The organism is Hydrogenophaga sp. OTU3427, assembly GCF_038440225.1.
GTDB lineage: Bacteria > Pseudomonadota > Gammaproteobacteria > Burkholderiales > Burkholderiaceae_C > Hydrogenophaga.
On record NZ_JASATI010000021.1, the window covers coordinates 33,115 to 47,237 of the forward strand.

Consider the following 14,123-nt stretch of genomic DNA (forward strand, 5'->3'; position numbering starts at 1 on the left):
CCCCGTGGGGTTCACCTCGCCGCTGAGGTTCAAGCGGTCGCCTTGTCCAGTTGCGCCTGGGCCAGGGCCTTGAGGCGGCGGCGCAGGCGAACGATGCCGGTGTCGTGGGCGTACAGGAACTCGCGGTGGTTGGCATCGGGTTCCATGGCTTCGACGGCCACGCGGTCCTGCTCCAGCACGTTCCAGTGGCGTTCCTCCAGACGGTTCTTGTAGAGGAAGCGCCAAGTGTCACGCTGCCAGCCCTGCACCTTGCGGCAGCGCCAGAAGAAGACCTCGCTGACGTTTTTCTCGGCCGGCGCGAAGGCGCCGATGATGGTGAAATTGCCCCCCGGCCCCCCGGTCTTGGGGTAGGGGATCTCCAGCCGCATGGTGTGGATGTTTCCGCTTTCGCGCCACTCGGTCCAGTCGAAGTTGACGTCGCGCTGGCCCTTCTTCTCGAAGATGAAGCCGCCGGGCAGGTCGCGCACCTGGAAGTCGGCGCTGATCTCGCCCTCGCTCATGGTGTGCGACTGCTTGTGCAGGTAGGCGCCGTGCATGGGGTCCATCACGTTGTCGATGACGTAGCGGTAGTCGCAGCCCCACTCCACATAGCAGAGGAAGGACGACCACTCGGGCGAGGTCAGCTCCTCGGGCAGCTGCAGCGCCGGCGGCGTGGCCAGGTGCGGCTCGGTGGCGTTGAACAGGAAGATGGCGCCGGCGGCTTCGGTGACGTGGAAGCGGCGCGTGGCCCGGCTGCCTTCGAGCTTGCAGCCGGGGCTGCCCGGCACACGGGTGACGGTGCCGTCCTGGCGCACCTCGACCCCGTGGTAGGGGCAGGCGATGCGGTCGCCCAGGATCACGCCCAGCGACAGCGGCGCGCCGCGGTGCGGGCAGTGGTCTTCGAGCGCGTGCAGGGTGCCGGTCTGGTCGCGCCAGAGCGCGATCTTGCGGCCGAGGCGGCGGATGGAAACCGGATTCGCCTTCACATGCGACGAAGGCAGGACCGGGAACCAAAGGTCCTTGAGGCCTTGTTCCAGCGCGTGATCGACCGGGTCCAGCATCACGTTGACGGTGTGGGTGTTCATGGGGGATGTCTCCGTTGTTCAGGCGCCCAGACGGGCCATTTCGTCGCAGTAGGACTGGGCCGTCCAGGGCTGCCCGTTGGGGCCCGCGGGGCCGGCCTCGTTGAGGTAGGCGACCAGGCCGTCGAGGCTGTGTTGGCCCTGGGCGTAGGCGCGTTCGATGCTGTCGCCCAGCAAGCTTTCGTAGGCGGTGGGCGCGGCGGCGCGCTGCTGGTGGGTGGCGTTGTAGAGGGGGCGTGTGGCCATGTCCGTCTCCTTCAGCGCTTGACCTGGGCCAGCGGGTGGCTGGGCGGGTAGGTGGGGGTGACGGGCTTGGCGTTGCCCACGATCACACACATCAGGGCTTCCTCGTCGCCGATGTTGATGACGCCGCGGTAGACGCCCACCGGCCAGGAGATCAGATCGCGCTCGCCGGCCTCCATCTCCCAGGTCTCGCCGTTGAGCTCGGCGATCAGCTTGACGCGTCCGCGCAGCACGAAGAAGACCTCCTCCACATCGGTGTGGATGTGCAGCGGGCCTTCGGCCCCGGCCGGCAGGATCATGGTGGAAAAGGTGAAGTGCTCGGCCGGCACGGTGTTCTCGTCGCTGGCCACGCCGGTGGCGCCGGTGCCGATGTAGCGCATCTGGGCGCGGCGGTACTTGGGGTCGAGGTTGGCCTGGAACTTCAAGGCGTCCCAGTCGTAGCTGCGGGTGGCGCGGGTGGCCACGCGGGACCTCATCCATTGGCCCAGGTTCAGGCCTGCCGGCGGCTGGTAGGTGGGGGTGTTCATGCGGAGTCCTTTTCGGTCGGTGGGGGTTGTCTCATCGCTTCTTCTCGTTGTCGCGCATTGGTTCACGGTGGAAACAACGACTTGCCATTGAAACGATTTCCCATTAAAACGCCGTCAACAGTGGCAAACAAGCGGTCTATGGTCACTTTTGAACACCATCTGCACGCAAGTTGACTTGGATCAAGTTGACTTTTCACCCCAAAAACAAGTGGTTCATGGGTGTCACAAAACCGCTTTTGGGAGGCCGGATGCGAAGCCCGAAGGCGCGGGACCAGGGCCGCGAGGACGACAAAAAAGCCGCGTCGGGCACAGGGCCCGCGCGGCTTGAAAGGATGACCTGAAGCGAAAGGCTCAGTCGGCCTGGATATTGAAGGCCTGGATGATCTTGCCGAAACGCTGGTAGTCGTGGGCGTTGGTCTGGGCCAGGCGGCCCGGCTCGCCACCCAGGGGCACGATGCCCAGGGTCAGCAGGCGCTCGACCACGTCGGGCATCTTCAGGATCTCGTTCATGTGGCCGTTGAGCGTTTTCACGATGGGCGCGGGCAGACCCTTGGGACCCATCAGACCTTGCCAGGCGCCCACGTCCACGTCCTTCACGCCCAGTTCGGCCAGGGTGGGCACGCTGGGAGCCAGCTTGGAGCGCTGCGCATCGGCCACGGCCAGCAGGGTCATCTTGCCGTTGGCGATGTAGGGCGCCACCGGGCCCAGTGTCATCCACGTCATGGGAATGTGGCCGCCCAGCACGTCGGTGATGACCGGCGCCACGCCGCGGTAGGGCACGTGGGCGATGTCCACGCCCGCCGCCTTGTTGAACATTTCGCCCAGGATGTGCATGGGCGAGCCGCTGCCCGGACTGCCGTACTGCAGAGGCTTGCCTCCCTGCTTGGCCAAGGCCATGAACTGCTTGAAGTCCTTGGCGCCGACGCTGGCGCCCGCGACCAGGAACAGCGGCTGTGTGCCGACCTGGATCACCGGCGCGAGGTCCCCCAGCACGTCGTAGGCGGGACCGGACTTGTTGCCCTTGAGCACCAGCGGCGCGATGGAGAAGGTGCTGGGCGCCAGCAGCAGGGTGTGGCCGTCGGGCGCGGCCTTGGCCACGTAGGCGCTGCCGATGGTGCCGCTGGCACCGGGTTTGTTGTCCACCACCACGGGCTGGCCCAGGCGGGTCGCCAGCTTCTCGGCGAACAGGCGGGCCATGGCATCGGTGTCTCCGCCGGCCGGGTAGGCCACCACGATGGTGACCGGTTTGCTGGGGTAGGACTGAGCCAGCGCGGGCGCGCCCGCCAGCGTGGCCGCGGCCGCCAGGGTGGCGGCCAGCGCCAGGCGGCGCGTCATCGACTTGTGCATGAAACCTCTCCTAGGAGTGAAGGCAGAATGGGGAAACGGGGGAAAACTCAGAGGTCCAGCACCAGGCGGGCCGATTTGCAACCCGAGACGCAGACCATCATCATCTTGTTGCTGGCGTGTTCGGAAGCGCTCAGCACCGAGTCGCGGTGGTCGGGTTCGCCTTCAAGCACACGCGTTTCGCAAGCGCCGCAGATGCCTTCCTCGCAGCTGTGATCGACGTCGATCTTGGCGTCCAGCAAGGTGTGCAGCAGCGACTTCTCGGGCGTGATCTCGATCACCTTGCCGGAGCGCTTGAGTTCGACGGTGTAGCTCTTCTTCGCGTCGGCCGATGCCGCGACCTCGACCGCGCTGAAGCGCTCGATGTGCGCGTTGGCATGGCCCAGGCCTTCGCAGGTGGCAACGAAGTTGTCCAGCATCACCGACGGGCCACAGGCGTAGAAGTGGGTGTTGGTCACCGCGCCGCGTGTGCCCAGCAGGGCCTTGAGGTCGGGTGGGCCGCCTTGTTCAACGTCGAAATGCCAATGCACCGGCACGCCCAGGGCCTCGATCTCGGGCACCAGCGCGGCGCTCTGGCGCGAACGCGCGAAGTACAGGACCTCGAAGGATTTGCCAAGCTGCTGCAGGCGCCGACCCATGCACAGGATGGGCGTGACGCCGATGCCGCCCGCCACCAGCACCGTGTGGGCCGCGTCTTCGTGCAGCGGGAAGTTGTTGCGAGGCAGACTGATGGCCAGCTTCATGCCGATGCGCAACTGCTCGTGCACACAGCGCGAGCCGCCTCGACTGGCCTTGTCCTTGAGCACCGCCACCACGTAGCGGTGGGTCTCGCCGGGCGGGTTGAGCAGCGAGTAGCTGCGCACCAGGCCGTTGGGCAGGTACAGGTCGATGTGGGCGCCGGCCTCGAAGGCCGGAAACACCATCCCGTCGACCGGTCGCAGCTCCACGCCGATGATGTCCTCGGCCTCGTAGCGCAGCGTGTGCACGAAGGCTTGAATGTTCTGGCTCATCGTGTGCCTCTGTGGGTCAGGCGGTGGCGGTCTGGCGTTCGATCTGTTGCTGCGCCAGCTTCTTCATGTGGCGGCGCAGGCGCACGATGCCCATGTCGTGCGCGTACAGGTGCTCGTGCTGGTTGGCGTCGGGCTCCATGGCTTCCATGGCGATGCGGTCTTGCTCCAGCACGTCCCAGTGGCGCTTCTCCAGGCGGTCCTTGTAGAGGAAACGCCAGGTGTCGCGCTGCCAGCCCTGCACCTTGCGGCAGCGCCAGAAGAACACGGCGGTGACGTTTTTCTCGGCCGGTGAGACGGCGCCAATGATGGTGAAGTTGCCACCGGGACCGCCGGTCTTGGGATAGGGGATCTCCAGGCGCATGGTGTGGATGCCGGTGTCGGTCCACTCGGTCCAGTCGAAGTTGACGTCGCGCTGGCCCTTCTTCTCGAAGATGAAGCCGTTGGGCACGTCGCGGATCTGGAATTCGGCGGTGTTCTCGCCCTCGGCCATGGTGTGCGACTGCTTGTGCAGGAACACGCCGTGCATGGGGTCCATCACGTTGTCGATCACATAGCGGTAGTCGCCCGACCACTCCACGTAGCACAGGAAGTTGGACCACTCGGGCGAGGTGAGCTGTTCCGGCAGTCGCAGCGGCGGCGCCTCGGCCAGGTGGGCGTCGGTCGCGTTGTAGAGGAAGATGGCGCCGGCGGCCTCGGCCACGTGGAAGCGGCGCGTGGGCTGCGAACCTTCGAGCTTGCAGCCTGGGCTGCCGGGCACGCGGGTGACCACGCCATCGGTGCGCACCTCGACCCCGTGGTAGGGGCAGGCGATGCGGTCGCCCAGGATCACGCCCAGCGACAGCGGCGCGCCGCGGTGCGGACAGCGGTCCTCGAGCGCGTGCACCTGGCCCGCTTGGTCGCGCCAGAGCGCGATCTTGTAGCCCAGGCGGCGCAGCGAGATCGGGCTTTCCTTGAGGAAGTTCGACGGGCACACGGGGTACCAGAGGTCCTTGAGGCCCACTTCCAGTGCGTGGTCGACCGGGTCCAGCATGACGTTGACGGTGGCGGTGTTCATGGCGTGCTCCTTGTGCTTCAGGCGCCCAGGCGGGCCATTTCTTTGAGGTAGATCTCGGTGGTCCAGGGCTGGCCGTTGGGGCCTGCCGGGCCGGCGTCGTTCAGGTAGGCCACCAGGCCGTCCAGGTCATGGATGCCCTGGGCGAAGGCGCGCTCGATGCTGTCGCCCAGCAGGCCTTCGTAGGCCGTGGACGGCGCCGTGCGGTTCTGGTGGGTCTCGTTGTAGAGGGTTCGGTTCAACACAGGCGTCTCCTGGACAAAGGTGGGGGCGTAGATCGGGTGGCCGGCGGCAGCGCGCTTCAGGCCTTGGGTTTGTCGGTCATGAACTTGCCGCTCGGCGCTTCGGCGTTCTTCTGGCGGCGGGTGTGGCCGTCGATGCCCCCCTTGATGGCCCATTCGGCGAACACGGTCGGGCCAGGGGTGAATTCGCGCGGCTGCCAGTCGGCGGTCAGCTCGTCTTCGTCGGTGTAGTACTCCCACAGCGCACCGGCCGGGCTTTCGTAGTACCAGAACATGGCCGACGAGATGGGGTGGCGGCCCGGGCCGAGTTCGGTGTGCCAGCCCTGGCGCGACATGTTGAGGCCACCGCCGATGACCTCGTGCAGGTCGCGCACGGTGAACGCCACGTGGTTGAGGCCCACGCGCTTGTCGGGCGTCTCCAGCAGGAACAGGTCGTGGTGGCCGCCGCGCGGCGCGCAGCGCATGAAGTGGCCACGGTTGGGGTAGCGGTCGGACACCACGAACCCCAGGCACTGCTCATAGAAGGCCGTGGTGGCGGCCAGGTCCTTCACGAAGAACACCACGTGGCCCACCTCCACCGGCGTGGCGCGGTCGTAGGCGGGCGCCGGCTGGTTGATGCGGGGGCGTTCGGTCCAGGTGTTGGTCCGGCCGGCGTCCAGCGACACCGGGCGCTTGCGGCTGACCTGCACACGCACGGCCAGGCCGTTGGGATCGGTGCAGCCGATGCGCTCGGCACCATCGACGAAACCCGGCTGCTGGCGGAATTTTTCACGGATGGCGTCCAGGTCGGCGCGGGACTCGACACCCCACACCACTTCACGCAGGGTGGGATCGGCCTCGATGCCGGCCGGCAGGCCGGGCTTGTCGGCTCGGGCCGCGATGACACGGCAGCCGTTGAGCGACTCGCACACCAGCTCTTGGGGAGACACGCTGACCTGCGCCAGACCCCAGTCGCCAAAGAAGCGCTCGCACGCCTCCAGATCGTTGGCACCAAAGGTGACTTCGTCGATACCTTCTACGCTCATGGCCCGTCCTTTTGTGAGATGAAGCCTGTCTTGTCGACTAATTCATCTATAAAACAAAGTTTCTTTATTGAAACGATGGCAAATTATAGGAGCGAGCTTCGGGCTGTGGCAAAGGGTTAACCCTGGTTTTTGGTCGGGTTTGCGCCGGACTGGGCGTGTGCTGCTCGACGCCTGTCAGTCGTCGGCGTCGCCGCCCCCCTGCACCACGCGGCGGATGGCATCGGCAGAAAAGCCGCGCGCGGCCAGGAAACGCATCTGTTTCGCCCGTTCGCGGGGATCGGTCGCGGGCTCGCCGAACTTGCGCCGCCAGACCGCCAGCGCCCGGGCCGGCTCGGACTGCAACAGGCCGTCGACCGCTTCGGCCACCAGCTCTGGCGGCAGGCCCTTGGCCTGCAACTCGGCCCTCACGCGCTGGGTGCCCAGCTTGTCGGCGCGGCGGTGCAGCACGCTTTGCACCACCCGCTCCTCGTTGAGGAAGCCCTTGGCCTGCAACTCGTCGAGCGCGGCGGCCAGCTCTCCCGGGGTGGTTTCGTGGGGCTGCAGGCGCCGCTGCAGCTCGGCCCGGGAGTGCTCCCGGGCGCTGAGCAGGCGCAGGGCCCTGCCCTTGAGCGAGGGCGCATCAAAAGCCATGTTTATTCGGCGTCTTCGACCTCGGCCACGGGCACGCTGGCCGGGTCAAAGGCCGGCAGCAGGGGCACGCCCACGGCCTCGCGCACCTTGTTCTCGATCTCGTGGCGCAGCGCGGGGTTCTCGCGCAGGAATTCGCGCGCGTTGTCGCGGCCCTGGCCGATCTTCTCGCCCTGGTAGGCGTACCAGGCGCCCGACTTGTCGATGATCTTGTTGTTCACGCCCATGTCGATGATCTCGCCCTCGCGGCTGATGCCCTCGCCGAACAGGATGTCGAACTCGGCGGTCTTGAACGGGGGCGATACCTTGTTCTTGACCACCTTGACCTTGGTTTCGTTGCCAATGGCCTCGTCGCCCTTCTTGATGGTGCCGGTGCGGCGGATGTCCAGGCGCACCGAGGCGTAGAACTTGAGCGCGTTGCCACCGGTGGTGGTCTCCGGGCTGCCGAACATGACACCGATCTTCATGCGGATCTGGTTGATGAAGATGACCATGCAGTTGGTCTTCTTGATGGTGGCGGTCAGCTTGCGCAGCGCCTGGCTCATCAGGCGGGCCTGCAGGCCGGGCAGGCTGTCGCCCATGTCGCCTTCGATTTCGGCCTTGGGCGTGAGCGCGGCCACCGAGTCGACCACGATCAGGTCGACCGCGCCGGAGCGCACCAGCGAATCGACGATCTCCAGCGCCTGCTCGCCGGTGTCGGGCTGGCTGATCAGCAGGTCCTGCAGGTTCACGCCGAGCTTCTGGGCGTACTGCACGTCCAGCGCGTGTTCGGCATCGACAAAGGCGCAGGTGCCGGCCAGTCGCTGCATCTCGGCGATCACCTGCAGCGTCAGCGTGGTCTTGCCCGAGGATTCCGGACCGTAGATCTCGATCACCCGGCCACGCGGCAGGCCACCCACGCCCAGCGCGATGTCCAGCCCCAGCGAGCCGGTGGAAACGACCTGGATGTCCTCGATCTTCTCGCCCTCGCCGAGCCGCATGATCGTGCCCTTGCCGAACTGCTTCTCGATCTGCGCCAACGCGGCCTGCAAGGCCTTGGCTTTTTCGGTGTTGAGGGCTTTGGCCGGTGCATCCATGACTTTTCCTTCTTTAATGTAGAGCAATTTGAACTTTTTACCAGTATTCAGTGCCGGTTCAGCGCTGCGTTGAAGCGAAGTTTAGCGGCGAATACATTCAAATAAACACTGTTTTTAGTCAGTTTGCATTACCATTTGCCATGGTTGAAAACACAGCTCCCGCCGCCGCCCTGGACGACCGCTGGCGCCAGACCCACCTGGGTCGCCTGATGGGCCACGCGCTGCGCCGCTTCGACGAGCGGGTGCTGGAGCTGATGACCCACGATGCCGAGGTGCCGCTGGCGCTGTCCAACCTGGCCGCGCGCGGGCAGGTGGGCGCGGCGCACATCCACATCACCCGCCACCTGGGCCTGAGCGGCTCGCGCCTGACCGAGCTGGCGGCCAGCGCCGGCATGAGCAAACAGGCCATGGGCGACCTGGTGGACCAGTGTGTGGCCTGGGACCTGGTGCGGCGCGAGCCCGACCCGCTGGACGCGCGCGCGCGTCGCATCGTTTTCACGCCCACCGGTCTGCTCTGGCTGGAGGCCTTCCGCCTGGCCGTGGCCCGGGCCGAAACCGAGTTCCGCGCCCTGGTGGGCCAGGACGTCGCCACCGTGGTGGCGCTGGGGCTGGAGGCCTATGCCCTGGGCTGAAACAACCCACCCCGCCGCTTGCCCGCTGCGCGTGGCCGGATCCCCCCGGGGCGACCGTTGCCTGCGTCGCGAGTGCCCCGCGCGCGGCATGTCGTCAGCCTGTGTCAGGGTCCAGACCCTAGAATGAAAACCCCAGCGAGGAGACAACGATGCGCATCCTGATAGCCGAAGACGACCAGGTGCTTGCCGACGGGCTGTTGCGCACCTTGCGTGCGGCCGGCGCCGCGGTGGACCACGTGGCCAGCGGCACCGAGGCCGACGCCGCGCTGATGACCAACCACGAATTCGATCTGCTGATCCTCGACCTGGGCCTGCCGCGCATGCACGGCCTGGACGTGCTCAAGCGCCTGCGCGCGCGCGGCTCGGCCCTGCCGGTGCTCATCCTCACCGCCGCCGACAGCGTGGAAGAACGTGTCAAAGGCCTGGACTACGGCGCCGACGACTACATGGCCAAGCCCTTCGCCCTGCAGGAGCTGGAGGCGCGCGTGCGCGCGCTCACGCGCCGCGGCATGGGCGGCGCCAGCGCCACCATCAAACACGGCCCGCTGGTCTACGACCAGGCGGGCCGCGTGGCCACCATCGACGGCAAGATGGTGGAGTTGTCGGCGCGCGAACTGGGCCTGCTGGAGGTGCTGCTGCAACGCGCCGGCCGCCTGGTCAGCAAGGACCAGCTCGTCGAGCGTCTGTGCGAATGGGGCGAAGAGGTGAGCAACAACGCCATCGAGGTCTACATCCACCGGCTGCGCAAGAAGATCGAGAAGGGCCCGATCCGCATCGCCACGGTTCGCGGGCTGGGCTACTGCCTTGAAAAAATTCCCGGCTGAACACGCGCACAAGGAGGGCAGCGGCTCCTTCTCCTTCGGGCTGTTCCAGCCCGAGCAGCGCAGCCTGTTCGGCGAGATCCTGGACTGGATGCTCACGCCCTTGCTGCTGCTGTGGCCGCTGTCGCTGGCCCTGACCTGGCTGGTCGCCCAGGGCATCGCCAACAAGCCCTTCGACCGCGCGCTCGAGTTCAACCTGCAGGCGCTGAGCCAGTTTGTCGTCACCGACGGCGCCAAGGTGCAGTTCATCCTGAACCGCCAGGCGCGGGAACTGCTGCGCGCCGACGACACCGACCTGATGTACTACCAGGTGCGCAATGCCCGGGGCGACCTGGTCAGCGGCGAACCCGACTTTCCGACACCGGGCGAGGACGAAACGCCGGCCGCCGGCCAGGTGCGCCTGCGCAGCGACACGGTGCGCGGCGACGAGGTGCGGGTGGCCTACACCTGGATAGAACACGGCCCCAAGCGCGAGCTGGTGCTCATGCAGGTGGCCGAAACCCTGGGCAAACGCTCCACCCTCGCCACCGAGATCATCAAAGGCGTGATGGTGCCGCAGTTCGTCATCCTGCCGCTGGCGGTGCTGCTGGTGTGGCTGGCCCTGGTGCGTGGCATCCGCCCGCTCAACGAGCTGGAGCGCCGCATCCGCGCCCGCAAGCCCGACGACCTGAGCCCCATCGAGGTGTCCTTCGTGCCGCAGGAGGTGGCGCCGCTGGTGGCCTCCATCAACGACCTGCTGACGCGCCTGAAGACCTCGCTCACCACCCAGCGCCGCTTCCTGGCCGACGCCGCCCACCAGCTCAAGACCCCGCTGGCCGGGCTGCGCATGCAGGCCGACCTGGCCTTGCGCGAAACCGACCCCGCCGGCGTGCGCAGCTCCTTGCAGCAGATCTCGGGCGCCAGCGTGCGTGCCACCCATACCGTCAACCAGTTGCTGGCGCTGGCGCGCGCCGAAACCACCGGCCGCACGCTGCCCACGACACCGGTCGACCTGGCGCGGCTGGTCACCAGCGTGGTGCAGGACTCGGTCCCGCGCGCCTTCGACAAACGCATCGACCTCGGCTACGAGGGCCCCGAGGTGGTGCCCCAGGAATGTGTGATCCAGGGCAACCCCACGCTGCTGCAGGAGCTGGTGCGCAACCTGGTGGACAACGCCCTCAACTACACGCCCTCGGGCGGCGTGGTGACGGCGCGCGTGCTGCTCGACCGCTTCAGCGGCGTGCTGGTGGTGCAGGTCGAGGACAACGGCCCGGGCGTGCCCGAGAACGAGCGCGAGTTCGTGGTCCAGCCCTTCTACCGGGCGCTCGGCACCAACGTCGAAGGCTCGGGCCTGGGCCTGGCCATCGTGCACGAGATCGCCCAGCAGCACGGCGCCACGCTGCGCATGGAAGACAGCTTCCCGCACCGCCCCGACAAGGGCCTGCGGGTGTCGGTGCAGTTCACCGCGCACCGCGACGAGGCCGGCGAGTAGCGACCCGGCCCCAGGGGGGCCAGGCGGGTCAGCTCAGATGTTTGCCGACGATGCCGGCCAGCTCGAACATGGTGACCTGCGGCTTGCCGAACACCGCCAGCAGCTTGGCGTCGGCATTGATGGCGCGCTTGTTGGTGGCGTCCTGCAGGCCGTTGGCCTTGATGTAGTCCCACAGCTTCTTGACCACCTGCGGGCGTGCCACCGGTTCGGCACCGATCACCGCGGCCAGCTCGGCGCTGGGCGTGGCGCCGCCGCTGCTGGCGGTCTTGCGCGGTGCCTTGGGGGTGGCCGCCTTCTTGGCGGCAGCGGCCTTTTTCGCCGCCGGCGCCTTCTTGGCCGCCGCGGGCGCGCGGGCTGGGGCGCCGGCCGTCTTGCGCGGCGGGAACTTGGAGGCGCGCGGCTCGAACTCGAACAGCACCTTGCCCTCTTCAGGGCTCCAGCTCAGGAAGGCCTTGAAGCTGCGCCGCGTGCGGTTGGAGACGAACTTGTCCAGCAGATCGGTCTTGCCCGTGGCCAGCAGCTTGGTGATCTGCGTGGCGTCCACCGGCTGCTGCAGGATGATCTTGCCGCTCTTGAAGTCGCAGCTGGGCGTGGGCTGGGCCGCGGTGGGCACGGCTTTTTCGCAAACGTAGTTGCTGCCGTGCTCGCGCACCGGCGCGCCACACTTGGGGCACGCCCCCAGCGAGGGCAGGTCGCCGAAGTCCACCAGCTCGCCGGTCTCCTCCGCGTTCTTGTCGTCACCGAAGTCGAACTCCAGCTTCCAGTTCTTGTCCTCGTCGCTGAAGACCAGCTTCATCTCGGCCGTGAAGGGCCAGCCGGCCTTGGAGCGGAAGCCCTCCAGCGGGCCGATCTGTTTGTCGCGCAGGAAGGTCTCGGCCTCGGCCACCTCGAAAGTGCGCCCGCCGGGCGACTTGCCGAAGGAAAAACCGCAGCCATCCGACTTGCCGTCGGCGCCGGTGCAGCCGTAGCGGCGGTAGTTTTCCTTGACCACGCCACCGCAGTTGGGGCAGGGCGTGGCCAGGGTGGCGTAGTCGCCAGGCACGGTGTCGCGGTCGTATTCCTTGGCCTTCTTGACGATGTGCTCGGTCATCGCCGCGATCTCGCGCATGAAGGCCTCGCGGCTGAGCTTGCCGTGCTCCATCTGCGACAGCTTGTACTCCCACTCGCCGGTCAGTTCGGGCTTGGAGAGTTCCTCCACGCCCAGGCCGCGCAGCAGGGTCATGAGCTGGAAGGCCTTGGCCGTGGGCACGAGATCGCGGCCATCGCGCAGCATGTACTTCTCGTTGAGCAGGCCTTCGATGATGGCCGCCCGCGTGGCCGGCGTGCCCAGGCCTTTCTCCTGCATGGCCTCGCGCAGCTCGTCGTCGTCGACCAGCTTGCCCGCGCCTTCCATGGCGCCCAGCAGCGTGGCTTCGTTGTAGCGGGCCGGCGGCTTGGTCTTGAGGCCCTTGGCCTCCACGGCCGTGTTGCGCACCACCTCGCCCACCGCCACGGCGATCAGGTTCTGGCCCTTCTCGCCGTCCTTGGCGCCTTCCACCTCGTCGGCCGCTTCCTTGCCGTAGACGGCCATCCAGCCCGGCTTCACGAGCACCTTGCCTTCTGTCTTGAAGCGGAGCTGGGCGCCTTGCGCCGCCACCGTGGTGATGCGGGTCGTGACCTGGAATTCGGCGCTCGGGAAAAACACCGCCAGGAAGCGGCGCACCACCAGGTCGTAGAGCTTCTGTTCGGCCTCGCTCAGACCGAGTGGCGCCTGCAGCGTGGGGATGATGGCGAAGTGGTCGCTGACCTTGGCGTTGTCGAACACGCGCTTGGTCGGCTTCACGTAGCCATTGTCGATGGCGAGCTTGGCGTGGGGCGCCAGGTGCTTCATGCCGCTGCCGGCCAGCATCTCGAAGGTCTGCTTGACCGTGGGCAGGTAGTCCTCGGGCAGGGCGCGCGAATCGGTACGTGGGTAGGTCAGGGCCTTGTGGCGCTCGTACAGGCTTTGTGCCAGCTGCAGCGTGGTCTTGGCCGAGAAGCCGAAGCGGCCGTTGGCCTCGCGCTGCAGGCTGGTCAGGTCGTACAGCAGGCCGCTGGCCTGTGTGGTGGGCTTGCTTTCCTCGCCGACGGTGGCGGGCTGGCCACGCACCGCGTCAACGATGGCTTGCGCGCTGCGCTCGTCCCACAGGCGGTCGGCGCGGGCTTCCGGATCGGCGTTGTCACCGGTGGGCTTTTTCCAGTCGGCGTCGAACCACTTGGCCGGGTACTCGCCGGCCTGGGCCGCGAAAGCGGCGTGGATTTCCCAGTAGTCGCGGGCGCGGTGGGCACGGATTTTTTCCTCGCGCTCCACCACCACCGCCAGCGTGGGCGTCTGCACCCGGCCCACGGTGGTCAGGAAGAAGCCGCCGTCGCGCGAGTTGAAGGCGGTCAGCGCGCGTGTGCCGTTGATGCCCACCAGCCAGTCGGCCTCGGAGCGGCTGCGGGCGGCGTCGGCCAGCGGGCGCATCTGGGCGTCGCTGCGCAACGAGGCAAAACCGTCGCGGATGGCGGCCGGCGTCATGGACTGCAGCCACAGGCGCGTCACGGGTTTGCCCAGCGGCTTGGCGCCGCCGGCGTACTGCTCGATCAGGCGGAAGATCAGTTCTCCCTCGCGCCCCGCGTCGCAGGCGTTCACCAGCGCACCCACGTCCTTGCGCTTGGCCAGCTTGACCACCGCGGCCAGGCGCGACTTCGTCTTGTCGATGGGCTTGAGGTCGAAGTGCGGCGGAATCACTGGCAGGTGGGCAAAGCTCCACTTGCCGCGCTTGACGTCGTAGGCCTCGGGCGCGGCGATCTCCACCAGGTGGCCCACGGCGGAGCTGACCACGTAGTGCTCGTTCTCGAAGTGGTCGTCGTGTTTCTCAAACTTGCCGGCGGTGGGCGTCAGCGCCCGCACGATGTCCTGCGCCACCGACGGCTTCTCGGCAATCACCAAGGTTTTCATCTCTACAATCCATTCTTCTCACGCGCGTACA

At 67.2% G+C, this 14,123-nt stretch carries 14 protein-coding genes; 3 read left to right on the plus strand and 11 right to left on the minus strand.

Going from position 1 to position 14,123, the window contains the following annotated elements:
* Positions 1-29: 29 nt before the first annotated feature.
* The 10 genes from AAHB17_RS13540 to recA form a co-directional block, all read right to left on the minus strand.
* Positions 30-1,064 carry an aromatic ring-hydroxylating dioxygenase subunit alpha gene (locus AAHB17_RS13540; protein ID WP_342131139.1) on the minus strand — a complete coding sequence of 345 codons (1,035 nt, stop codon included), beginning with the start codon at positions 1,062-1,064 and terminating at the stop codon, positions 30-32.
* Positions 1,065-1,082: 18 nt separating this feature from the next.
* Positions 1,083-1,307, minus strand: a complete 225-nt coding sequence (locus tag AAHB17_RS13545) for a recombinase-like helix-turn-helix domain-containing protein (protein ID WP_342131140.1) — start codon at positions 1,305-1,307, stop codon at positions 1,083-1,085.
* Positions 1,308-1,318: 11 nt separating this feature from the next.
* Entirely contained in the window at positions 1,319-1,831 is a 513-nt protein-coding gene (locus AAHB17_RS13550) for a cupin domain-containing protein (RefSeq protein ID WP_342131141.1), read from the minus strand.
* 351 nt (positions 1,832-2,182) lie between these two features.
* Positions 2,183-3,178: a Bug family tripartite tricarboxylate transporter substrate binding protein gene (locus AAHB17_RS13555; protein WP_342131142.1), complete on the minus strand. Its 996-nt coding sequence runs from the start codon at positions 3,176-3,178 to the stop codon at positions 2,183-2,185.
* A 47-nt stretch (positions 3,179-3,225) separates the two neighbouring features.
* Positions 3,226-4,185 carry a PDR/VanB family oxidoreductase gene (locus AAHB17_RS13560; RefSeq protein WP_342131144.1) on the minus strand — a complete coding sequence of 320 codons (960 nt, stop codon included), beginning with the start codon at positions 4,183-4,185 and terminating at the stop codon, positions 3,226-3,228.
* A gap of 16 nt (positions 4,186-4,201) precedes the next feature.
* Positions 4,202-5,239 (minus strand): aromatic ring-hydroxylating dioxygenase subunit alpha, encoded by a 1,038-nt coding sequence (locus AAHB17_RS13565; protein ID WP_342131145.1) that lies wholly within the window; start codon positions 5,237-5,239, stop codon positions 4,202-4,204.
* Between the two features lie 17 nt (positions 5,240-5,256).
* Entirely contained in the window at positions 5,257-5,478 is a 222-nt protein-coding gene (locus AAHB17_RS13570) for a recombinase-like helix-turn-helix domain-containing protein (RefSeq protein WP_342131198.1), read from the minus strand.
* Between the two features lie 59 nt (positions 5,479-5,537).
* Positions 5,538-6,503, minus strand: coding sequence for a VOC family protein (locus AAHB17_RS13575; protein WP_342131146.1), 966 nt, complete (start codon positions 6,501-6,503; stop codon positions 5,538-5,540).
* Between the two features lie 174 nt (positions 6,504-6,677).
* Complete coding sequence (recX, locus tag AAHB17_RS13580) at positions 6,678-7,133, minus strand: recombination regulator RecX (protein WP_342131147.1); 456 nt, start codon at positions 7,131-7,133, stop codon at positions 6,678-6,680.
* A 2-nt stretch (positions 7,134-7,135) separates the two neighbouring features.
* On the minus strand, positions 7,136-8,206 hold the full coding sequence (gene recA, locus AAHB17_RS13585) for a recombinase RecA (RefSeq protein WP_342131148.1): 1,071 nt from the start codon (positions 8,204-8,206) through the stop codon (positions 7,136-7,138).
* 140 nt (positions 8,207-8,346) lie between these two features.
* On the opposite strand from recA, the gene AAHB17_RS13590 reads away from it, so the two are divergent.
* From AAHB17_RS13590 to AAHB17_RS13600, 3 genes are all read left to right on the plus strand, one after another.
* Positions 8,347-8,838 (plus strand): helix-turn-helix domain-containing protein, encoded by a 492-nt coding sequence (locus tag AAHB17_RS13590; protein ID WP_342131149.1) that lies wholly within the window; start codon positions 8,347-8,349, stop codon positions 8,836-8,838.
* Positions 8,839-8,987: 149 nt separating this feature from the next.
* On the plus strand, positions 8,988-9,662 hold the full coding sequence (locus AAHB17_RS13595; protein ID WP_342131151.1) for a response regulator transcription factor: 675 nt from the start codon (positions 8,988-8,990) through the stop codon (positions 9,660-9,662).
* Between the two features lie 88 nt (positions 9,663-9,750).
* Positions 9,751-11,130 carry a sensor histidine kinase gene (locus tag AAHB17_RS13600; protein WP_342131199.1) on the plus strand — a complete coding sequence of 460 codons (1,380 nt, stop codon included), beginning with the start codon at positions 9,751-9,753 and terminating at the stop codon, positions 11,128-11,130.
* Positions 11,131-11,158: 28 nt separating this feature from the next.
* Here AAHB17_RS13600 and AAHB17_RS13605 read toward each other — a convergent pair whose 3' ends face one another.
* The gene (locus AAHB17_RS13605; RefSeq protein WP_342131152.1) at positions 11,159-14,092 is read right to left on the minus strand and encodes a DNA topoisomerase III; all 2,934 of its coding nucleotides are present in this window, start codon (positions 14,090-14,092) and stop codon (positions 11,159-11,161) included.
* Positions 14,093-14,123 lie beyond the last annotated feature (31 nt).